Below are 21,138 nucleotides of genomic sequence, written 5' to 3' on the forward strand. Positions count from 1 at the left end.
TGTCATGAAAAAGTTTTTCAAGAAAGTCGGCGCATTCTTGCGCAAGACCTGGGTCTGGACCTTGCTGGTGGTGCTGTTTGTCGCGCTGCTGGTGTGGTTCGTCGGGCCGCTGCTGGCGGTGGATGACTACAAGTTCTGGGAAGGTTCGACCTCGCGCTTGCTGACCATCAGCGTGCTGTTCCTGATCTGGGGCCTGACCATGGTCTTCGTCAGCTGGCGCGCCGGTGTGCGTAAAAAAGCCATCGAAGACACCGAAGACGGCCAGGACCGTATCCGCCGCGAAGAGCTGATCGACGAAGAAGAGAAAGAGCTGAAGGTGCGTTTCAAGGACGCCCTGAAAACCCTCAAGACGTCGAGCCTGTATCGCGGTCGCAGCGAGCGCTGGCGCAGTGATTTGCCGTGGTACTTGCTGATTGGCCCACAGGGCAGCGGCAAGACCAGCCTGCTGGACTTCTCGGGCCTTGAGTTTCCGATCAACAAGATCGACCGCAAGCTCACCCGCGACACCCAAGGCACTCGTCATTGCGACTGGTATTTCGCCGACCACGGTGTGCTGATCGACACCGCCGGGCGCTACCTGACCCAGCCGGACGGCGAAGTCGACGGCAGCGCCTGGAGCACCTTGCTCGACCTGCTGCGCAAGCGTCGCCGCAACCGGCCATTGAACGGTGTGCTGGTGACCATTCCGGTGGAAACCCTGCTGTGCCCCGACGAGAAAGACCTCGACACCCTGGCCCGCCAGGTGCGTGCGCGCTTGCAGGACGTGCATCAAAAACTCCACGTCGACGTGCCGGTTTACCTGGTCCTGAGCAAGGCCGACAAGCTGCTCGGTTTCGACGAGTTCTTCGATCAACTGACCCGCGAAGAAAGCGATCAGGTGCTCGGCACCAGCTTCCGCAAAGAGCAGAGCGGCACCGACGTTGCAGTATTGCGCGCCGAGTTCGAAGAGCTGCTGCGTCGCCTGAACAGCCAGGTGATCATGCGCATGCATCAGGAGCGCGACACCCAGCGCCGTGGCCGCATCCTCGACTTCCCGCATCAACTGGGGCAGATCGGCGAGCGCCTGTGCCTGTTCGTCGACATGGCGTTCACTGGCAACCGCTACCAGCGTGTCAGCCAGTTGCGCGGTTTCTACCTGACCAGCGCACCGCACCTGACCCAGGAAATGGACCAGACCACCGCCGGCATCGGCGCCAATCTGGGCATGAACGCGGGCGTGCTGCCGACCTTGCGCAGCGGCCGTTCCCGCTTCATCCATCATTTGCTTAGCCGGGTGATTTTCCCCGAGGCCGATCTGGCCGGTCTGGACAAGCGCGAACGCAGCCGCATCCATTGGGGCCAACGTGCGCTGTATGTGGGCGCGCTGGCGGCATTGGCGCTGTTCGGCATGCTCTGGGCGGGCGGTTTCTCCGCCAACTACGAGCGTCTGGAAAACCTGCGTAACTTGGCCACCAACTGGACGCAACAGCGCTCGGCGCTGACCGCGCGCGATGATTCCATGGCGGTGCTCAAGCCGCTCGACACGGCCTACGCGGCGACTCAGGTCTTCCCGAAAAAAGGCGACGTGAGTTACCACGAGCGTGGCGGTCTGTATCAAGGCGAAGACGTCAATCCAGTGGTCAAGAACGCCTACGAGCGCGAGCTCGAAGCGCAATTGCTGCCGAAGGTCGCGACGCTGCTGGAAGGGCAGATCCGCGCCAACATGCACGACCGCGAACGCCTGCTCAACAGCCTGCGCGCGTACCTGATGCTGAACATGAAAGACCGTCGCGACGGCCCGTGGCTCAAGGATTGGGTTGCCACCGAATGGTCCCAGCGTTATGCCGGCAACACCGCCGTGCAGAACGGCTTGAACACGCACTTCGAGCGTTTGCTGCAGCAGCCGTTTATCTACCCGCTCAACGATCAACTGGTGGCACAGGCCCGTCAGGTCCTGCGCAGCGAATCGCTGGCCAACGTGGTTTACCGGATGCTGCGCGAGCAGGCCCGCAACCTGCCGGAATACCGTCTCAGCCAACACCTCGGCCCACAAGGTTCGCTGTTTGTCGGCACCGATTACGTGATCCCCGGCTTCTACACCCAGCAGGGTTATCAGCAGTATTTCTCGGTCCAGGGCAGTGCGCTGGTCACCGACATCCTGCGTGACAACTGGGTACTGGGCGAAGGCTCGGGCATCAGCGGCATGGACTTGCGTCGCCTGATGGTCGAACTGGAGCAACTGTACTTCCGTGACTACGCCAACTTCTGGAGCGAAGCAGTCGGCCAGGTGGCCTTGCCACCGATCAATGACGCGGGTGAGGGCGCCGAGCAACTGGCGGGCCTGACTTCGGCCAACTCGCCAGTCCTGCAACTGCTGGTGGAAGTGCGCGAGAATACGCGCTTCCCGGTGGCCGCTGACAGCGCTGAAGACGCCGCCGATGCAGCCGGGAAACTGGCAGAGAAGGGCGGCAAGCTCGGCAAACTCGCGGCAGCGGCGGCGGATAAAGCCGCTGACATGACCAAGAACCTGCCGGACACCGCGAAGAAATCACTGCAACGCCGCTTTGAACCGTTGCACCGTTTGCTGGACGACAACAACGGCCCGGCCGCTGATTTGACCCCGGCCCTGGCGGCGCTCAACGACCTGCAAATGCAGCTGGCGAGCCTGGCCCGTGCCAGTTCCCCGGAGCAGGCCGCGTTTGAAATGGCCAAGACCCGCATGAGCGGCCAGCGTGATGCGCTGAGCGCCCTGCGCAATGCTTCGAATCGTCTGCCGCGTCCGGTCAGTGTGTGGTTCAACGTGCTGGCCGAAGACACCTGGCGCCTGGTGCTCAACGATTCTTATCAGTACCTGAACCAGCGCTATCAGAGCGAGCTGTACAGCTTCTATGGCAAGGCGATCAACAAGCGTTATCCGTTCAGCGCCCACAGCACCAGCGACGTGGCGATCAGCGACTTCCGCGAGTTCTTCAAGGCCCAGGGCATCAACGATCGCTTCTTCGAGACCTACATGCGTCCGTTCGTCAGTGGCGATCCGGGTAACTACCGCCTGCGTAGCATCGACGGTCACAGCCTGCCAATTTCCAAGGTCTACCTCGACCAGATGGCCGCGGCCCAAGTGATTCGCCAGAGCTTCTTCTCGATCAACCCGGCCGAGCCGCAAGTGCAGTTCAAACTGGAGCCGTACACCCTCGACCCGGCCGTCAGCCGTTCCGAGTTCAAGTTTGGCGACAAGACCATCGAATACCGCCACGGTCCGATTGTGCCGGTGTCGTTCAAATGGCCGACCGACGCTGAAGACGGTCGCACCAGCCTGGTCCTCGACAAAATGGCCGGGCGCCCGATCGGTATTGAAAAGAACACCGGCCCGTGGTCGCTGTTCCGTCTGTTCGACCTGATGCAGACCGAGTACCTGAACGGTCGCGACGTGATGGTCCTGAAAGCTGACGTGGGTGGCCTGCGCGCCAATTACCTGCTCAGCAGCCAGCGCACACCGAACCCGTTCGACATGGGCGTGCTGCGCACCTTCCGTATGCCGGTGCAGCTCTGATGCTGGTTGCCAGTCCCTGGCGCAGCGCTGCGCGTACCGACGCCGGCAAGGTTCGGGCGCGCAACGAAGATGCTTTTCTCGACTGTCCACAGCAGGGGCTGTGGGTGGTCGCGGACGGCATGGGCGGTCATCAGGGTGGCGACATTGCCAGCCAGTTGATCGTCGCCAGCCTGGCGGAATTGCCGGTGCAGGATGATTTCGACGAACGCCTCAAAGGCATCCGCCAGTGCCTGCACTGGTTGAACCGCCGCTTGGGGCAGGAGTTGACCGTCACGGCCGGGCGCCACGACAGCATCATGGGCAGCACCGTGGTGGCGCTGTTGGTGGACGGCAATCGCGCGGCCTGCATCTGGGCCGGTGACAGCCGTTGCTACCTGTGGCGCGGCCAGCGTTTGTATCAACTGTCCAAGGACCACTCGCTGCAACAGCAACTGATCGACGAGCAAAACATGAGCATCGAAGACGCCAAGGCTCACCCTGCCGCCCATGCCCTGACCCGAGCGGTCGGGGCGGCCGAGCAATTGACCCTGGACGTGCTCGAACTCGAGGTTTACCCCGGCGATACGTTTCTGTTGTGCAGCGATGGTTTGTACAACGGGTTGAGCAGCGATGCCTTGGGCAACGCCCTGAGCCTGACCGCGCCGCACGTTGCGCTGGAGCGTCTGTTCGATGGCGCTCTGCGTGGCTCGGCGCGGGACAACCTGACTGCCGTGGTGATCCGCCAATGACCCAACTCATGCCGCCGCTCGACGACCTGCTGGTGACCGACGAGGAAGCCAATAACCTGACTTACTTCGCGTTCGCCAAGTCGCATAAAGCTGAGCCCGCGCTGGCGCCAACCAAGGCCAGCATCGGCGAAATGCCCGACGTGCTCGCAGGCCGTTACCGCATCGAGCGCCTGCTCGGTGCCGGCGGCATGGGCGCGGTTTACCGCGCACGGGACTTGCTGAGCGAACAGTTCGGCGATCCCGACCCTTACATCGCGCTGAAAATCCTCAGCGAGGAATTTGCCGAATCGCCGGACGCCAGCGCCTTGCTCTACAGCGAGTTCGCCCTGACCCGACGATTGCGCCACGACAACGTGCTGCGCTTGCACAGCTTTGAAGTGGACACCGATTGCCAGCGCGCCTTCATCACCATGGAACTCATGCGTGGGTTGACCCTGGACAAATTACTCTGCGAGCGGCCCCTGGGCCTGCCGTGGAAAGAACTGCGCGACATCGCGCTGCCGCTGCTCGACGCGCTGGCCTACGCCCACTCGCGCGGCGTGCTGCACGGCGACATGAAGCCGAGCAACGTGATGCTCAGCGAAGAAGGCGTGCGCCTGTTCGACTTCGGCCTCGGCCAGGCGGTGGAAGGCATTCTCCCCGGCCTGCCGCACCTGAGTCGCGACCGCTTCAACGCCTGGACCCCCGGCTACGCCGCCCCGGAACTGCTCGAAGGCCAACCGCTGACCGCCAGCGCCGATGTGTACGGCGTGGCCTGCGTGCTCTACGAACTGGCCGGCGGCAAACACCCGTTCCGCCGCTTGCCCTCGACCGAGGCCCGCGACGGCCAGCTCGAACGCGAGCTGCACCCGCCGCGAAACCTGCCCAAACACTGCTGGCCAGCCCTGCGAACGGCGCTGGCTTTCGATGCGGCCAAGCGCACCATCACCGCCGCCCAACTGCGTGACGCCCTGGGCGCCACATCGTCTTTGCTGCAACGCCTGCGATTGAAGGCGTAACGGATGACCACCGAACAGGGAGCAAGCAATGTTCAACCTCGCTAACGAAACACATTTCACTCTGACGGTTGAAGACTACGTCGGCGACCTGCAAGTGCTGTCGTTCACCGGCACCGAAGGCATCAGCCAGCCGTATCGCTTCGACCTCGAACTGGTCAGCGAAAACCCCGATCTGGACCTGGAAAAACTCCTGCACAAACAGGCGTTCCTGGCGTTCGATCCACAGGGTTCCGGCATCCACGGCCAGATCTACCGCGTCGCCCAAGGCGATGCCGGCAAGCGCCTGACCCGTTACAAAATCTCCCTGGTGCCGCACCTGCAATACCTGCATCACCGCACCAACCAGCGCATTTACCAGCAGATGTCCGCGCCGAAAATCATCGCGCTGATCCTCGAAGAGCACGGCATCAAAGGCAACGCCTACCGCTTCCAGCTCAGCCAACCGTGCCCGGACCGCGACTACTGCGTGCAGTACGACGAAACCGACCTGCACTTCGTCCAGCGCCTGTGCGAAGAGGAAGGCATTCACTACCACTTCCAGCACAGCGACAAAGCCCATCTGCTGGTCTTCGGCGACGACCAGACCGTGTTCCCGAAACTCGGCCAGCCAACCGCGTATGTGCAAGGCAGCGGCATGGTCGCCGACGAGCCCGTCATCAAAGGCTTCAAACTGCGCCTCGAAACCCGCACCGGCCGCGTCACGCGCCGCGACTACGATTTCGAAAAACCACGGCTGCAACTCGAAGCCGCCTACAAACCCGACGGCGAAAGCACCGAACCGGATCTGGAAGATTACGACTACCCTGGCCGCTTCCTCGATCGCGCGCGCGGCAAGTTCCTCAGCCAACGCGCCCTCGAACGCCACCGCGCCGACTACCAGCAAGCCGAAGGCCACGGCGACCAGACCAGGCTGATCAGCGGCCACTTCCTGGAAATGTCCGACCACCCGCGCACCGAGTGGAACGACCTCTGGCTGCTCACCGAAATCGTCCACGAAGGCAAACAACCGCAAGTCCTCGAAGAGTCCGTGACCAGCGACACCACCGACAACAAAGACGACTTCCACCAGGGCTACCGCAACCGCTTCCTCGCCACCCCGTGGAACGTCTTCTACCGCCCCGCGCTGGAACACCCGAAACCCCGCGTCCTCGGCAGCCAGACCGCCATGGTCACAGGGCCCAAGGGCGAAGAAATCCACTGCGATCAGTACGGCCGCATCAAAGTGCAATTCCACTGGGACCGCGAAGGCTTGGCCGACGACAAAACCAGCTGCTGGATGCGCGTTTCTTCAAGTTGGGCCGGGGATCGCTATGGCGCCATCGTCATTCCCCGCATCGGCATGGAAGTCCTCGTCACCTTCCTCGAAGGCGACCCCGATCAGCCGTTGGTGACCGGTTGCCTGTACCACAAGGAAAACCAGGTCCCCTACGAATTGCCGGCGAACAAAACCCGCACCGTCTTCAAAACCCTCAGCTCCCCCGGGGGCGGTGGGTTTAATGAACTGCGGATTGAAGACAAGAAAGGTGCGGAGCAGATCTTTATTCATGCCCAGCGGGATTGGGATGAAAACATTGAGCATGATCAGAAGATTCGCGTTGGCAATGAACGGCATGACACGGTGGTGAAGAACACCTACACCGAGCTGAAGGCGGAAGAGCATCGCACCACGATTGCGGATCGCAAGGTTGAAACGCGGCTGGATGATCACCTGACGATTGGGCAGAACCAACATGTGAAGCTCGGGACGGCGCAGCTGACCAGCGTTGGGAAAGAGATTCACCTGAAGGCTGGGGCGAAGATTGTTATCGAGGCAGGGTCGGAGCTGACCATCTTGGGTGGTGGCAGCTTTATCAAGCTGGATGGCGGTGGCGTGACGGTTGTTGGGCCGGTGGTGAAGATCAATGCCGGTGGTTCGGCGGGCAGCGGCACGGGGATTGGCATCAAGCCTCCGCGTCTGCCGGGCGCTGCGGATTCAGACATCGCTGGCGCGGTGCCGCCACAGGCGCTCGGCAATGCGCCGATGCCGCCACCGCCAGTCTGCAAGGAATGTCTGGCCCGGGCCAAACGTAACGCCCAAGCTCTGGCCGCGAGATAAAGGACGACTTTATGTACACAAGCAACGTGCACTGGCTCGACGAGTTATGGGTCAACGCCCAGCAACTGCAACACCAGCACCTCGACCTGCTGATCGACGCCACCAGCCTCGACTACCCGCTGCTGCAAGAACTGGTGGAGCAACCCGAAGCGGCCAAACTGGCCAAGCTGTTCGAAAACACCCCGGAAGTCGCCATCGCCGATTTCGGCCCGTTGCTACTACGCGTAGACAACGCCCAACGGCCCTGGCTGAAAACCTTCATCAGCGCCGTCGACTGCAACAAACACGTCGTCGCCCTGTTCAGCCCTTGGGCATTCGAAGCGCTGGCCGATCATCTGCGAGGCTTCCTCCAGGCGCAATGGAATCAGGGTCGCTCCGAAGGCGTTTTGCGTTACTACGATCCGCGCATGCTGCTGCCGGTCGCCGAAACCCTGACCCCCGCGCAAAGCAACGCCTTCCACGCCGCCGTGATTTCCTGGCACTGGCTCGACCGCGACCAACACCCACAAAGCCTGCCCGGCAACTACGTGCGCCACGCACCGAAACCGGCCAGCGGCCCGGTCATGTTCGACCACCCGCAAGTGGCCAACCTGCTTGCCTGGACAGAGGCTGATGCTTACCGGGTTGATCGCTGCGCCGTGCCGCAGAACTATGGCTTGAGCCGTAATGAGAGCCTTATTCGTCATTTGTATAGAAGCCAATTGGCGGCGAATCAGAAAGGATTGAAAGAGCCGGAGGAGCGGGAGCCGTTTATTGAACAGTGGTTGGTGGAGAACTCGCCGTTTGTGATTGATGAGCCGGTGAGGGCGTTGATTTGAATTTCCTCCGAGGTCCTGAATTCTTAGCACTTGTCGGGAGGACATTATCTTCTGGGTGGAGGCTTGCGGGGATTATGTTGGTTTTGGTGGTATTGAGCGGTTGCCATGCAGGCCCTGAAATGGTGTCAGCACCTGTAACGGCCTTCAATCACACATCAGCCAGCATTATCCGATTCACCATTAACGGTGCCGGCGGACCGCACACTCCTCCGCATCAAGGCGGAGAGGCTGAAGTTTGTTGCAGCATACTGCCTGTTCAATGGAATTCAGGCCTCAGAGCAAATGTTGAGTGGGACAAAGATCCAAACCCATACGAAAAACTCGAGCGTGATCAAAATGGCCAAATTGTAGAAGAGGCTGCTGTTAGTCACGCTGCTGGTTATTCTCATCATACGGCGACAGTTGAAATTCCTGCATACGCTAAGGGGTTGTGTGCTTTACAAGTTCACTTTTTGTCGTGCGACCAAGTAAGGGTTTCTACTACTTGCTTTACTCCAAGTCATCCGAACTATCCAGATAAAGCATATTTTCAGGTTAAGGAGCCGACGTCATGTCTGATTCTTTGACCCTGCACAAGCGTCAATTCCGGTTTTCCGGATGTTTAATTAATTACCCCGATGAATATGGAGCGGCCAAATATATGTCTAGGCGTATAAGTAAGGAAAGCAGTCTGCGATTTTTCACGGCGTTGATGCTAAGTTTTTTCTCTCGAGGTTATAGCTTGATCGCTCAATATTTACCCAGCATTAGGTTCTCTAACAACCACCGATTGGCCAATGTATTTTTGTTGTTTTTTGGTGTGTTGAACTTAGGTGCATGTCAAGCACAGTCTGAGATGCTAGGCACCCCGGTCTCGGGCTATAACCATACATCGAGCAACATCAACCGATTTACCGTGAATGGCGCGGGAGGACCTAATATAGGCCCGTATCAAGGAGGGTTGAGTTCACAAACCTGTTGTACCTCGCTACCTCGAAGCTGGAATCCAGGACTAAAAGCCATTGTTGAGTGGGAAAGTGATCCGGCCCCGCGTGCTGCTATAAAACGTGATAAATACGGTCAAATCGAGTCTGGCGATTACAGTCGCCATACCGCTAATTACACTCATCACAAGGCAATCGTTGATATTCCTAAATATGACGATAAATTTTGTGCTTTGCAGGTTCATTTCCTGTCTTGCGACAAAGTTCGAGTTTCTACTACGTGCTATACACCGGAACATCCAGATTATCCAGATAGAGCTTATTTCAATTCAAAGGAGTCCTCCGTATGTCCGAGTTTTTGAGTTCAGGAGGCGCTCCTAAACCTGCTAGCGCATTCGCTGCGCCAAGCTTCCCGTTGGCTCGACGGTTGCCAAGAGAGCCGGGTCAGTTAGCAAAAAATATTAAATTGCAAAAACGTGATGAAACCGCGTTTGGAAATCAGCAGCGAAAGTTGGTACAGGCTAAAGGCAATATTCAGAGCGGTCCGCCTTGCAGCAAGTCCCTGCATATCACCATTGCATTCGATGGTACCAACAACAATGACCAGGCAGATGGCTCATCGATACCGTCCTCGCGTAGCAATATTGCTCGAATGTTTCATGCCAGTATTGGCGGAATCAGCTCTGCTCAGGAGCAAGGATACTTCCGCTACTACAGCCCCGGAGTAGGCACAGTTTTCCCTGACATACTCGAATACACGCCTAGCGATGGTGGGCTTATGTTTGCTAGTGGGGGGGAGAACCGAATCAACTGGGGACTTACTCGATTGCTCGATGCGTTGAAGCAGACACTGGAATCGACCGCTCTCAGCGTACCTGAAATGCGCGGACTGATAGATGCCATGTCTACCGGACTAGTGACTGCGCTCACTGGTGGTCTCTTGGCCAACGGAGAAAAAAAGCGCGAAGCAGCAATGCGACCTGAGATTCAGAAGCTAGAAGATGCGCTGAAAAAACGCGTCGATGCCGAAGTCAAACCTCATATTCTCGCTATGCGATTGTATGTGTATGGATTCTCGCGTGGTGCCGCGCAAGCCCGTACATTCGCCAATTGGCTACAAACATTAACGCGTTGCACTGGTAGCGATGGCCAAACTGAATATCGTTTTGCCGGACTGCCTATTTCTATAGAATTTCTGGGCATCTGCGATACCGTTGCAGCAGTGGGTATGGCGGATAGTATGCCCTTTGCCGCAGGCCACATGGGTTGGGCTGATGACACAATGCGCCTACCTGATGAAGCTATAGAAAAGTGCATGAGCACTGCTTTGCCAGATGATTGTCACTTTTTAAAACGTTGTGTTCATCTGGTATCGGCACATGAGCAGCGTGCCAGCTTTCCCTTGGACTCTATTCGGCGTAGACCCAAAAACTCAGCGGGCCAACGGGATGATACACAGGCATCCAGTTATCGAAGTGGAACCGAAGAATTTTTGTACCCCGGTGTGCACTCCGATGTAGGTGGTGGTTACTCACCTGGTAATCAGGGTAAGGCCCTACCGGGTACAGATTATTTGGTATCGCAGATTCCGCTTCATCATCTTTACGCGGAAGCTTTTAAGGCAGGCGCACCTTTGCAAGTGCCCGAATCGGCACATCAACCCGACGTTCATGAAATCTGGCGTGTAATGGCCCCTGATACGGAAATTGAATTCAACGTTTCAGATGAGCTGATCAAGCGCTTCAACGCATGGCAATCTCAAGTCAAAGTCGGCACCCTCGAAGAAATGATCAAACGAGAGCAGGCCCTACTTACAGGCTGGCGCATCGACCGTTATGCCGGCGGTCTGGCGCAGCGTGGTTTCTTTGCGAACGTCGACAAAGACATGCCCGTGGCTCAACAGGATGCATGGAAGGCGATCTATGCACGCCGCTCAGCTGAGTCCGCGGCCGCAGCCCAAGGGCAACCATTGCCGACGTATTCCGAGGCGCAAGAAAAAGAATATCAATTGAATGTTCAGGTTGTCGGAGGTCAGGAAAAGGTCGACAACATTCGTCTGGAAAAAGCCTTCGATCCACCCCTCGACCAAGTACAGCTATTGGGCGCTGCTGCCGAATTTCGCCATGACTACCTCAAGGAATGGGGGATTTTGGATGACTGGAAAACTGGCAGTACGATCATTGATATGTTGGTTGGAGGCACGGTCTACGCAATCAACGAGGAAGATGAGGCCGAGGAGTACAACTACCTGTACGACAATGGCACGGCGCGATACAAGGAGATGTTCAGCGCACCAAACAAAGTACGGCAGGGCCAGGAAGACCTGGTTGCACTGTTCGATGATCAGGTTCACGACTCTCGTGCATGGTTTATGAACACGTCCGGCATTGGTCCCCGCGAACCTTTCACAGATTACTTCCGCATACGTCTGGTGCATTTCGATAACGAGTCCAACAAGCAACTGTCTTTGGTTGCCACAGCAGGGCGTGTCATCGGCATAGGCATTGCGGTGGCCAGTATTGGCTTGAGCATCAAAAAGCGTGATCCGCGAATGTTGTTGGCGCTCCCTCTAATGAACGTGGCGCGTCCTGTTCTTACCGGGAAAGTTGGTTTGCCTGAGATCAGCGCGTTCGATCCGATCACCGGTATTGCAATTCCTATGCTCGATAATCTGGATTCTCTGCGGACCTTCACCAAGGCGCCGGGTGACTTGGTGGCCAAAGTCGCAGCCTTGCCACCGCTGAAGCCATTGACTGCAGCCACCGCTAACACCCCGGCGCTGCAGAAAATTCTGGTAGCCCATCAGGCGCTTGAAGCAGTGGAAGCTGCTCGCAAGAAGGACGCTGGTGCTTTGGCCAGTATGGTGGCCAAAGCGGCTAACGATGAGGACAAGCCCGGTGGCTGGCTCGACTTGGTGGCCGATCAGGCCAGTAACTTGAAATCGTCTGAAAAGAACGTGTAACTGCAAAACGATAAAAAGGGCGACTCTGAAATGAGCCGCCCATTTTTTCGTGCGCTACGGGTGAAAAGGGGACGGATTTATTTATGATGATGCGGTCTCCAATAAATAAATCCGTCCCCTTTTCCTTTTGCTAGTTTGTTATTGTATTTTGCTCAGGTTGCCATGAAATGAAGATTTTAAAGTTCAGTTTAGTTATTTTGTTTGCGTTGCTATCATCCATCGTCAAAGCAGAAGGTACGATGATTGCGAACGTGCTTCAAGCCGATTTTTCAAAAGATCCAGAAATACGACTGCTTGTCAGGGTTTTAGATGTAGGTTTCGGATCAGATTCGCCATCTATGGCAGTTCGTAACCAATGCCTGGAGAGGGTGAAGTCGTCTGATCGTCCCGGCCCGGACCCATGTTTCTCGATAGAGATAACTGAGAACAAGAAACAGCGGGCAATTATCCGACAAGCGCTAATCAATGATCCTCAGCGCGCAACCGATCCTATCTATCTGGAGATTGTTTACCGTTCGGAAATTAGTGCGAACGATCCCACAAATCACCATGGGCGATCTGCGTTGCTGAGAATCGAAGAAAACGGCTTCTACAATTGGAACAATGAGACTAAGCAGGCGTTAGCGGACGTGGTATGGCCATCCTCTCCCGATGGAGTGCTTAATGTGGTGCTTGCCGATGCCGATGCGCTGCTCAACTCCGTGTATCGGGATCGTATGACTCGCTTAAACGAAAGCGCACAGAAAGGGTTGAGAGATACTCAGAGAGCCTGGATGAAATTTCGGGATGCGGAATGCCTAATGGACGCGAAGTCGTATACAACGATATTCGGTGAGTTTCCTGATACATGTTTAATACGCGCAACGATAGAGCGAACCCGCCAACTGGCCATGGCGCCGGACAAGAATAAGCGTTGAGACATGAGTCTAAAAGCTAGTAGGTTTATGGGGTTTGATAAGTATGAAACGGTTATTTTTTACCTTTTTGGTGTTACTCCCTTTCGCCGCCCACAGCGAAGTCACCACCCAGACCGTCTGCTTCGAATTATCACAATCCAGCCCAGTAAAGTTCGAATTCCGTACCTTCTACGACCATTCCAGCAAGTGGTCGGGTGGCTTCGTCAAGTACGCCAAGTCGAACGTCCCCATTTCCCTTGTGTTGACGGATTCTCAGAGTGAAATACTCGACCCAGAGGCGCCTTGGCAGCACACCATGATCTGGTCTGAAGTCGTGGACGGTAAGGTAGCGGGAACCTATGAAGAGGTGACGCAAGGGGCGCAGATCGTCTCGATGCTGTACACGAAGAAGTCCAGTGGCAAGGAGTACAGCTTCATGATTAACACCAGTATCGACTCTTCTTTGGAAACTGGATGTAAGTGGGAATAGGGCGAGCACATGCGATACAAGTATCTAGCCCTATCATTGCTCGGCCTGCTGGGGGCGGCACCAGTGTTTGCTGAAGTAATTACATTCAGCCCAACAAAAAACGTCGCAGCGACGCTCGTGTTGGAAGGTCCTATGCTAACAGTCACCGTTAAAAACGAGGCCCATAACGATTCCCGAACAATCGATTTTCAAGCTGAAAACGACCTGCATATGCAGATCAACGATTTCAATTTCGACGGTGTGAAGGATTTCGCGGTCTCGCAAATCGATGACGGAATGGGCACTTTCGATTACTACAGGATTTTTATTTACCACCAAAAATCCAGCACCTTTGAGGAGTTGCAGCCCGATTGCGGCGATGGTTTCGTCAATCTTCGAATAGAGAGCAAACGTAAAGCGTTGATCAGTACTTACTGGGAAATGAATGTTCCAAAGCAATGCGTGACGCGCTTTTAGAAGCGTAGAGCCGGTACGAATCAAGGATTGAGCACGGGGAGAAATTTCGTTTTGAATAGACTGTTTTTATTACTCGTGAGTTGGATGCCAATGACAGCCATGGCATCGGGTCTTTGCGATCCTGGGAACGACTCCAAATACTTCCTTTCACAATGGTCGGATGGCGGCGAAAGTCTCGAAGACATACTTTCGAGCTCCGATGGGAAAGAGTTCTCTGTTGATCCGGGTCACGTCGTGTATCGCGGCGATCTCAATGGCGATGGCGTCGAAGATTTCATCTTCAACTCCCGTGTAGGTATCGGTTCGTCCATGGACAGCACATTCGCCTTTCTGATTCAGTGCCGAGGCTACCTGAAGCATGCGGGTGGTGATTACTTTGCCGGGGTCAAGGTGTTGGATGACTCTCCCAAGGACGGCGGCGATTTCAAGGAGATCGAGATCTACTCCTACATCAGAAACTCCAGCGACCAGATTCGATACAAGGATGACAAAGCAATGACCCGTCCGCATCGGTGGCGTTTCAATCCTCAGACACAACGCTATGAGGGGCAATCCGAGTAAGCCACTGAAAAGGGGACGGATTTATTTATGATATGCGGTCTCCAATAAATAAATCCGTCCCCTTTTCCTTTTATATATGGTGAGCAATCTGCTAGTTGCTTGATTCGTCTGACCCTAGATCGTGCCAGGCAAATCGCGGTTGCTCCGCCATCAAAGTAGCTGAAATAAACTTAAAAACAGTATGTTCCATAATCAAGGATTGAAGAAAGTGAAACGCATTATTTTAGGGTTAAACAGCGTGCTAATCGCGTTAGTGCTACTGCCGGTTTCAGCCGCATTAGCCCAAGACGACTGCAGTGAAATCAGATCTAGCTCGCAGATTGCCCCCTGTTCCGAGGCTGCAAAGAATTCCGCCGATTCTCAGTTGAATACGAGTTATCACCAACTGATGGCAAGGCTTGAATCTCAATATTCAGTTAACCCGAAATTAGGGGCGGAGTATTCGACGCAGGTAAAGGAATCCCAGCGTGCGTGGATCAAATTACGGGATACGAATTGCACCGTAGAGGCGTTCGAGATTGATTCAGCCAAGCCTGCTCATGTGGCGGTTGTGAACAATTGCATTGCAAAAATGAGTCGGGAGCGTTCGACTTATTTGGACGGGATTGCGCCTGAGACTGTGGGCCGTTCAGGCGGTGGGCGCGGGGGAAGTGCTTCGTGTCCATCCTCGGACTTCGCGCAGTTTCTGCCAGCATTTTCCGCCAATGCCGAGTCCCAGAAGCGCCTAACCGCACTGGCGGTGAAAATATTGGTGTTGAAACGTACCTCAGATCCAGGTCGATTTGAACCGCAAATCACTGCGGAAACAGGCTCCAGTTTGGCGTTTCCGTTGATGGCCGCGATGGAAGGCACAACTGAAGGGGTTGAGATCGAAACAGTCGATGACACTCATATGAACGTTGTGGATAAACGGGCCGGTAACAGCAACATCAAGATTTTTAACTTTGCTAAAAAGTCGTGCTGGTCGCTGGTGGGGATTGAGGATTGGTCGATCAGCGAGAAGGAGCTTGTCGCATCCGGTAGACCCGGAATGAGCCGTGTCGAGAACGTCTGTTATCAACGTGCTGAGGGCTTGGGTGGGTTAGGGTTTCTTGAGCAATACCGCCTCACTAAGGAGTTGATTGAAGCGTCCTTGGAAAACTATGTTTGTGCTGCCGAGTCGGGGGATCCACAGGCGAGTTTGTCGGCGGCAAGATTGAGTCTTTCGCAGATGGCTCCTCAGCTAGAAACCAGCAAGGTTGAGGCGTTGTTTAAAGCGGCAGCGACGACACTGCCAGACGGGGCGCTGGGTTATGCCACTTATTACTGTAACGGTAACTCCACCGACTATGACGGCCCTTGCTTGCATCCCGAGCAGGCGGAGAGGGAAGTTTTTCGTGCGGTTTCCATGGGTTCCACAGATGCGATGAACTATTTGGGTTTTTCTTTTGAGAGTGGCCAGTTGGGAACGAAAGATATGTCCCGGGCGTTGGCCTGTTATCAGCTGTCAGCCGACAAAGGTAGCCCGCAGGGTAGTGACAGCGTGAAGCGTTTGCTTTCGCAAGGCTCAGACGTAACGGCCAGCCACTGCCTGTGAATTTCGCTGCGCAGCTATAAACATTGAAGAAGGGGCGTTCAGCTGGTCGATCGACAACAAAAAGGGAACAGATCTCTTACTTGTCCCCTTGTTTCGAAAGCTAACGCATGTGGCAGGAGAAGATATTGAGGAGAGTTACCAACCTCCAAAAATTGAAGTTGATGGTCAGGAATCGTAATGATGATGAAGCTTTTTTGGTTACTTACTTTTCTTTTGCTCGGCGCATGCGGTGATGCCGGTCGCGAAAGAGGAACCACAAGCACTGTCGTAGAAAACCGTATCGAGAATGGCACTGCGCTTGTCAGCCAGGAGATCCCTGATTTTTCTGATCAGGAACCCATTGTTTCTCTGCGCGCAGGTGGAGACGAATGGGATTTGAGTGACTTCACGCCGCGAGCTCTAATCCTTCCAGGCATCGTTGACCTTGGCCAAATCAATGATCCTTGGGTAATGCTGTTTCCTCGGATTTCGCTCGTTCAAGTCAGGATTCTCGCTGGCCCAGAGTCACCTGTGAAGCACGTAAACATGGCAGTGGTGTTCTCAAATAACCCGGTTCCCGTCTATTTTGAAACGGATACACGAGGATATTCGCCCGCGTATTACGTGCAAACGGGCATTGGTGCAAAGGTCTACTTGGTCTGGGATGAGCTGATCGTTCCCGAGGGTGCGGACGATTATGAAAAAAGCCGAAATAAAGGGTTTCCATAGATGTTACGTGATGGGAATCCCTCCCAGGCCTTGATGCATTGGCTTTCGAAGTTGGCGAATTAGATAAAAGGGGATGAGTTCAATGAATAAACTCATCCCCTCATTTTCCGCTACACCTTCGCCCGATGCTCCGCCGGATTCGGCGTATCAATATGATCCAGCGCTCGCTCCACCAACAACCGAACCCCATCCGACATTCTGCTGATCGCTAGGGCTACGGAGCGCAGCGTACCTTCCACATCGTCGGCCAGGTTGGCGGCGATGGCGCTGATGGACAGCAGGTCTTCCGAGGCGTTGGCCAGGAGGGCTTCGGTGTCGATGTCGGGGGAGACGCTGAAGAGGTTGCCTTTGCGAGGCTTGGGTTTCTCGCTGGGCGGTGGGGCGAAATGGTGGTTGAGGGCGCGTTCGGCGGCTTCGTGGAGTTTCTTCGAATCGAGGGATTCGTAGGGGGATGTGTCTTCGTGTTCTGGTGGATTCGGTGTTGGCTTGATCAAAGGTGTATATCCCGTAATTAAGGAGCCGACACCGTTTCGCTTGCACTTCGAAAGAGGTGGCAGCTGTGCATAGGTGTGCAAGACCGAGCGGGATTCCCGGCAGACCCGAAGGTCTCCCATACACAACTGCCATAACGGTTCGCGAGCATAGGAAAATGCTCGATGAATTGCCATAACCATTGTGTATCCCGCCGGACTTGCACGTCCGTGTCACCGATTTTGCGGCGACCAACAAAGACTATCGGCCGAGCGCAAAGCTGCCTAGTTCACGAACAACCCCACGTGTTGAAGGAAACTTCCGATAGCGTCGAGCGTAGAAACACCAAATCTTCCACGCTTTTAAACACAGGCGTTTCGTCAATGACTTGGTAGTCATCGGCGTCAAAAAGCGCATCATCTTCTTCTAACGCAGTGCGATGCTGTCGTTATCGTCCGAAGCCGCTACACTGCGCCGGCCGTTCACTTTTCTCTTGAGGCTGTGCGCATGAAATTTCGTTTTCTTCTGTGGATGCTGGGTTTGTTGATGGGTAAGGCCTGTCGGACTAATCCTGCGTTTCAGCAGCAGTTGGGTGACAAGGAGCTTGTATTCCAATTACAGACCCAGGACGGGAAGGTGGCGCGGCATTTCTTTGTGAAGGACCAGCGGATTACCAGCAAATCGGGCGTGTATGCCGAGCCGGCGTTTGCGATTGCGTTCAAGGATGCGGCGTATGGCTTTGCCACGATGCAGGCGAAGAACAAGCAGTTGGCGTTTATGACGGGGATTCAGGACAAGTCGATTCAGATCAAAGGGAATCCGGCGTTGGTGATCTGGTTTCAGGGGTTGACCAAGTATTTGAAGCCGCGGAAGAAGCCTGCTGCTGCCCGCTCATTAAAATAGCCTCCGGTTTTTTTTGGCTCCATAAGCCGATATTTAGGCTTGTAAAGACACTAGCGCTGTCATTTTTGACAGGTGCTGGCTGTGATGCGCTCATGTTTCACTGATATCGGTGTCCTTTGGGCAGCTTTGTTCATTGAAAATGGAGTGCAAACATGAGCCAGATACAAAATATTCAAGCCCCGGGAACCCTCGATCCGGGATTCGCGGTGAACGGGAAGGCTAAGCTGCCATTTCTAGATATTACCGGCATCAAACCTGCCGCAGTTCTCGCTCTTGACGATAAGAAGTTACTGGTTGCTATCGGTGCTTTTTCATCACAAGCCATATCAGCCACATTGGTGCGCTTGACTGAGGATGGAGAGTTAGACCAAGCGTTCGGTGTCGTTGAGTTGCCTTCACGAGACGGCGCAGTCTTTCATCCGGAGTTTCTTTTTGGTCTGGAGGTTGGCGGATGGCTAGTGGTCGGGTGGCTGCGGAGTCAATCGGGTGGAGAAAGCATTAGTAAATTGGCCGTCATTCGACAAAACGAAAACGGTGAAACCGACAATACCTACGGCGATGGTGGGATGAGCATCATCAGCGTAGACGAACTATTAAGTCATCCAGGCGAAGACTCAATGGTTAGGTTGCGCAAAGCTGACGAGCAGCAAGGCATCTCCTCTAAACCAATTTTTTTAAACTTATCGGCAGCTGTTCACAAGGGCAAGATCGTCCTGGGTAGCGAAGTTTTTTTCAGTTCAGTCAAGTGGAGAGGCATTGTTTTTCGCCTTGATACGTTCGGCAAGCTGGATTTTAGTTTCAATGGGTCCGGCTTTACCTATGTCGATTTGCCGGATTTGACCGAACATGCAACCGACGTGCACGGTGTAGCGATTCAGGCGGACAGTAAGGTTCTGGTTTGCGGCAATTACCCTGATGGCAACCTACAACATGCGTATGTAATGCGTTATGACCAGTGGGGTGGCTGTGATAAAGAATTTGGACCTGGAAAGAACGGAATAGTCGTTATTCACGGGAGTGCCACTGTGCCAATGGTACTTAATTCGATCACCCCGCAGTCCGACGGAAATGGGATATTGGCAGTGGGAGCCAATTCGGATTACGGAAAAGTGGATGGTGAACCGTTTATTATTGTTCTGAATAACGATGGCAATTTTCGAGCGGACTTCAACAATGGAAACCCATTGTTTTTCAACGATCTGAAACGAGTTGCCTGGAACAAATGCTTATCGCAGCCGGACAATAAAATTGTAGTGTTAGGGGCCGGCCTCTCATCTGATTCGCAGAAAAGAACGGATTACGTTGCCCGCATTTTGCCAAGCGGTCAGAGCGATTTAGGGTTCGCAAATGGCGGTTTGATCACCATTGACGAGAAGAGCTATGGCCGGGGGATTGCCCTACGGACGGACGGAAGAATTATCGTGACCTATTCCGACTCCGACTACGCCAACACAGAGGGTACGGTGGCGTGTTATTTCAGTTAATGGTAACTGCCAGTGGTTGAAATCTTCGCGAGCAAGCCCGCTCCCACATTAGACCGAGTGTGGGAGCGGTTTTTTTTAGGCCTGTGTGAATTGCGAAGCCAGTTCGCGCAGCAGCACTTCAGCCTCTAGAACTTTGCTGACCACGTCGTTGGCTTTGTCGCGGCTCAGGCCGACGCGTTCCAGCAGGGCGTCGGGGATGTCTTCATCCGGCCCGGAGCCAATCCCACGACTACGCAGCAAACGCACCGCCAAACACACGAGGTTCGGGTATTCGGCGTAGTCGCCGTCGTAGTGCGGGTCGTGCTGGAAGCGCAGGGCGGTGGCCAGTTCGTCGGGCATGTCCCAGTAGCGCATCAGCCATGAGCCGATCTGTTCGCGGCTGATGCCGAGCAGGTGTTGCTCGACGTAGCTGTGGCACAGGTGCTGGTTGACTTCCAGGTGGCGGCAGATCAGTGAGAAATGCGGCGGGAAGACGTGGGCCAGCAACAAGTAGCCGAAGTTGTGCAGCAGGCCGGCGAGGTAGGTCAGGCCGGCTTCCGGGCGCTGGGCGCGCGGCATGGCGCGGGTCAGGCCTTCGATGACGGCGGCGGTGTAGATCGATTGCTGCCAGTACGGCGTGGCGTGTTGCGGGTGGTCTTTGGGCAGGCTCAGGGTTTTGCCCAGAGCCAGGCCGAGCGCGAGGTTGATCACCAGGTCGAAACCCAGGACCCGCACAATCGCGTCTTCTACTGAACGAATCTTGCCCGGCGAGGCGTAGTACGGCGACGCGGCCCAGCTGACGACTTGCGCGGCCAGCGCCGGATCGGTTTCGACGACGCCGGTGATGTCGTCGATGGTGGCGTTGGGGTCGACGCGCAGTTTGATGATTTTCTGTGCGGTCTCGGCCAGCGGCGGAATCTCGATGGTCTCTTCCAGGCGTTGCTGGATGCGTCGCGCGGTGAACACTTGAACGGCCTGGGTGATTTCCTTGCGGTCATCGTCGGGACGGTCGAGGTTGGGGCGGATGCTGGTCAGGTTCTCGCCGAAGTTGGCGGCGCTGGCCTTGGTCAGCATGGTCTTGAAATCTTCGCTGGTGATTTCCAGCAGCAGGCCCGGCTCGCCCGAGTTGATCAGCAACTTCGGTTGGCGCAGCAGGCTTTCTTCGTACAGGCACGGCGAACTGGTCAACGCCGGCAGGCCGGGTAACAGGCTCAAGCTGTGTTTGCCGAGCATCTTCACCAAGCGTTCGGTGGGCACGGCAGTGAGGCGGCGGCCGGTCAGTTCAGCGAGGCGATTGAGGTCGAGCAATTGGCTTTGCGCAAACAGCACCATCAGCGCGCCGACGGCGTCGTCCAGCAACACGGCCTGTACTTTGCGCGAGGCGTTCAAGCCGTGGTGGTCCAGCACTTCTTCGTAGGCAATGCCCAGCTTGCCCAGCAGCAACCGAATAACAGACGGAGCGTGCAGGGGTTCCGGGGCGAGGGCAGCTTCAGTCATGGTCTGTATCCGTATTCAAACAATTGCAGGAGTATAACCAGCTTGTTTAAAAGCATCGTCCACA

The 21,138-nt window shown here is 55.5% G+C and carries 18 protein-coding genes; 16 read left to right on the forward strand and 2 right to left on the reverse strand.

What is annotated here, in order from left to right; all coding sequences use genetic code 11:
* Positions 1–4: 4 nt before the first annotated feature.
* From tssM to D882_RS0128275, 14 genes are all read left to right on the forward strand, one after another.
* The gene (gene tssM, locus D882_RS0128210; protein ID WP_027926325.1) at positions 5–3,529 is read left to right on the forward strand and encodes a type VI secretion system membrane subunit TssM; all 3,525 of its coding nucleotides are present in this window, start codon (positions 5–7) and stop codon (positions 3,527–3,529) included.
* Complete coding sequence (locus D882_RS0128215) at positions 3,529–4,257, forward strand: PP2C family serine/threonine-protein phosphatase (RefSeq protein ID WP_027926326.1); 729 nt, start codon at positions 3,529–3,531, stop codon at positions 4,255–4,257. The genes tssM and D882_RS0128215 overlap by 1 nt, the downstream gene beginning before the upstream one ends.
* A complete protein-coding gene (locus D882_RS0128220) occupies positions 4,254–5,255 on the forward strand; it encodes a serine/threonine-protein kinase (protein WP_027926327.1) in 1,002 nt (333 codons plus the stop codon). The genes D882_RS0128215 and D882_RS0128220 overlap by 4 nt, the downstream gene beginning before the upstream one ends.
* A 28-nt stretch (positions 5,256–5,283) precedes the next feature.
* Positions 5,284–7,350, forward strand: a complete 2,067-nt coding sequence (locus D882_RS0128225; protein WP_027926328.1) for a type VI secretion system tip protein VgrG — start codon at positions 5,284–5,286, stop codon at positions 7,348–7,350.
* 11 nt (positions 7,351–7,361) lie between these two features.
* Positions 7,362–8,168: a DUF4123 domain-containing protein gene (locus D882_RS0128230; protein ID WP_027926329.1), complete on the forward strand. Its 807-nt coding sequence runs from the start codon at positions 7,362–7,364 to the stop codon at positions 8,166–8,168.
* A 74-nt stretch (positions 8,169–8,242) separates the two neighbouring features.
* On the forward strand, positions 8,243–8,734 hold the full coding sequence (locus D882_RS1000000132430) for a DUF3304 domain-containing protein (RefSeq protein ID WP_155953758.1): 492 nt from the start codon (positions 8,243–8,245) through the stop codon (positions 8,732–8,734).
* 125 nt (positions 8,735–8,859) lie between these two features.
* Positions 8,860–9,453, forward strand: a complete 594-nt coding sequence (locus D882_RS1000000132435; protein ID WP_371258966.1) for a DUF3304 domain-containing protein — start codon at positions 8,860–8,862, stop codon at positions 9,451–9,453.
* Entirely contained in the window at positions 9,438–12,053 is a 2,616-nt protein-coding gene (locus D882_RS1000000131705) for a DUF2235 domain-containing protein (RefSeq protein WP_050590256.1), read from the forward strand. Before D882_RS1000000132435 ends, D882_RS1000000131705 begins: the two co-directional genes overlap by 16 nt.
* Before the next feature lie 167 nt (positions 12,054–12,220).
* Positions 12,221–12,970, forward strand: a complete 750-nt coding sequence (locus D882_RS0128250) for a lysozyme inhibitor LprI family protein (protein ID WP_027926331.1) — start codon at positions 12,221–12,223, stop codon at positions 12,968–12,970.
* Positions 12,971–13,013: 43 nt separating this feature from the next.
* Positions 13,014–13,439 carry a hypothetical protein gene (locus D882_RS0128255; RefSeq protein WP_027926332.1) on the forward strand — a complete coding sequence of 142 codons (426 nt, stop codon included), beginning with the start codon at positions 13,014–13,016 and terminating at the stop codon, positions 13,437–13,439.
* Positions 13,440–13,448: 9 nt separating this feature from the next.
* Positions 13,449–13,895, forward strand: coding sequence for a hypothetical protein (locus tag D882_RS0128260; protein WP_027926333.1), 447 nt, complete (start codon positions 13,449–13,451; stop codon positions 13,893–13,895).
* Positions 13,896–13,985: 90 nt separating this feature from the next.
* Entirely contained in the window at positions 13,986–14,456 is a 471-nt protein-coding gene (locus tag D882_RS0128265; protein WP_256218504.1) for a hypothetical protein, read from the forward strand.
* Positions 14,457–14,664: 208 nt separating this feature from the next.
* Entirely contained in the window at positions 14,665–16,032 is a 1,368-nt protein-coding gene (locus D882_RS0128270) for a lysozyme inhibitor LprI family protein (RefSeq protein WP_371258965.1), read from the forward strand.
* A 177-nt stretch (positions 16,033–16,209) separates the two neighbouring features.
* Positions 16,210–16,740 (forward strand): hypothetical protein, encoded by a 531-nt coding sequence (locus tag D882_RS0128275; protein WP_027926336.1) that lies wholly within the window; start codon positions 16,210–16,212, stop codon positions 16,738–16,740.
* Positions 16,741–16,850: 110 nt separating this feature from the next.
* On the opposite strand, the gene D882_RS0128280 is transcribed toward D882_RS0128275, so the two are convergent.
* On the reverse strand, positions 16,851–17,234 hold the full coding sequence (locus D882_RS0128280; RefSeq protein WP_027926337.1) for a DUF6124 family protein: 384 nt from the start codon (positions 17,232–17,234) through the stop codon (positions 16,851–16,853).
* Between the two features lie 484 nt (positions 17,235–17,718).
* Between D882_RS0128280 and D882_RS0128285 the strand changes: the two genes are divergently transcribed.
* Both D882_RS0128285 and D882_RS1000000131710 read left to right on the forward strand, forming a co-directional pair.
* The gene (locus D882_RS0128285; protein WP_027926338.1) at positions 17,719–18,114 is read left to right on the forward strand and encodes a helicase; all 396 of its coding nucleotides are present in this window, start codon (positions 17,719–17,721) and stop codon (positions 18,112–18,114) included.
* A gap of 152 nt (positions 18,115–18,266) precedes the next feature.
* On the forward strand, positions 18,267–19,598 hold the full coding sequence (locus D882_RS1000000131710; protein ID WP_050590257.1) for a delta-60 repeat domain-containing protein: 1,332 nt from the start codon (positions 18,267–18,269) through the stop codon (positions 19,596–19,598).
* A gap of 75 nt (positions 19,599–19,673) precedes the next feature.
* On the opposite strand, the gene D882_RS0128295 is transcribed toward D882_RS1000000131710, so the two are convergent.
* Positions 19,674–21,074 (reverse strand): aminoacyl-tRNA deacylase and HDOD domain-containing protein, encoded by a 1,401-nt coding sequence (locus D882_RS0128295; protein ID WP_027926339.1) that lies wholly within the window; start codon positions 21,072–21,074, stop codon positions 19,674–19,676.
* Positions 21,075–21,138: the final 64 nt, after the last annotated feature.

Source organism: Pseudomonas sp. URMO17WK12:I12 (assembly GCF_000514395.1).
Lineage (GTDB): Bacteria > Pseudomonadota > Gammaproteobacteria > Pseudomonadales > Pseudomonadaceae > Aquipseudomonas > Aquipseudomonas mucoides.

What these genes read in the sequence shown, in the direction of transcription:
- tssM (WP_027926325.1), top strand. Translation starts at nt 5, where the DNA reads ATGAAAAAGTTTTTCAAGAAAGTCGGCGCATTCTTGCGCAAGACCTGG.
- D882_RS0128215 (WP_027926326.1), top strand. Translation starts at nt 3,529, where the DNA reads ATGCTGGTTGCCAGTCCCTGGCGCAGCGCTGCGCGTACCGACGCCGGC.
- D882_RS0128220 (WP_027926327.1), top strand. Translation starts at nt 4,254, where the DNA reads ATGACCCAACTCATGCCGCCGCTCGACGACCTGCTGGTGACCGACGAG.
- D882_RS0128225 (WP_027926328.1), top strand. Translation starts at nt 5,284, where the DNA reads ATGTTCAACCTCGCTAACGAAACACATTTCACTCTGACGGTTGAAGAC.
- D882_RS0128230 (WP_027926329.1), top strand. Translation starts at nt 7,362, where the DNA reads ATGTACACAAGCAACGTGCACTGGCTCGACGAGTTATGGGTCAACGCC.
- D882_RS1000000132430 (WP_155953758.1), top strand. Translation starts at nt 8,243, where the DNA reads ATGTTGGTTTTGGTGGTATTGAGCGGTTGCCATGCAGGCCCTGAAATG.
- D882_RS1000000132435 (WP_371258966.1), top strand. Translation starts at nt 8,860, where the DNA reads ATGCTAAGTTTTTTCTCTCGAGGTTATAGCTTGATCGCTCAATATTTA.
- D882_RS1000000131705 (WP_050590256.1), top strand. Translation starts at nt 9,438, where the DNA reads ATGTCCGAGTTTTTGAGTTCAGGAGGCGCTCCTAAACCTGCTAGCGCA.
- D882_RS0128250 (WP_027926331.1), top strand. Translation starts at nt 12,221, where the DNA reads ATGAAGATTTTAAAGTTCAGTTTAGTTATTTTGTTTGCGTTGCTATCA.
- D882_RS0128255 (WP_027926332.1), top strand. Translation starts at nt 13,014, where the DNA reads ATGAAACGGTTATTTTTTACCTTTTTGGTGTTACTCCCTTTCGCCGCC.
- D882_RS0128260 (WP_027926333.1), top strand. Translation starts at nt 13,449, where the DNA reads ATGCGATACAAGTATCTAGCCCTATCATTGCTCGGCCTGCTGGGGGCG.
- D882_RS0128265 (WP_256218504.1), top strand. Translation starts at nt 13,986, where the DNA reads ATGACAGCCATGGCATCGGGTCTTTGCGATCCTGGGAACGACTCCAAA.
- D882_RS0128275 (WP_027926336.1), top strand. Translation starts at nt 16,210, where the DNA reads ATGATGATGAAGCTTTTTTGGTTACTTACTTTTCTTTTGCTCGGCGCA.
- D882_RS0128285 (WP_027926338.1), top strand. Translation starts at nt 17,719, where the DNA reads ATGAAATTTCGTTTTCTTCTGTGGATGCTGGGTTTGTTGATGGGTAAG.
- D882_RS1000000131710 (WP_050590257.1), top strand. Translation starts at nt 18,267, where the DNA reads ATGAGCCAGATACAAAATATTCAAGCCCCGGGAACCCTCGATCCGGGA.
- D882_RS0128295 (WP_027926339.1), bottom strand. Translation starts at nt 21,074, where the DNA reads ATGACTGAAGCTGCCCTCGCCCCGGAACCCCTGCACGCTCCGTCTGTT.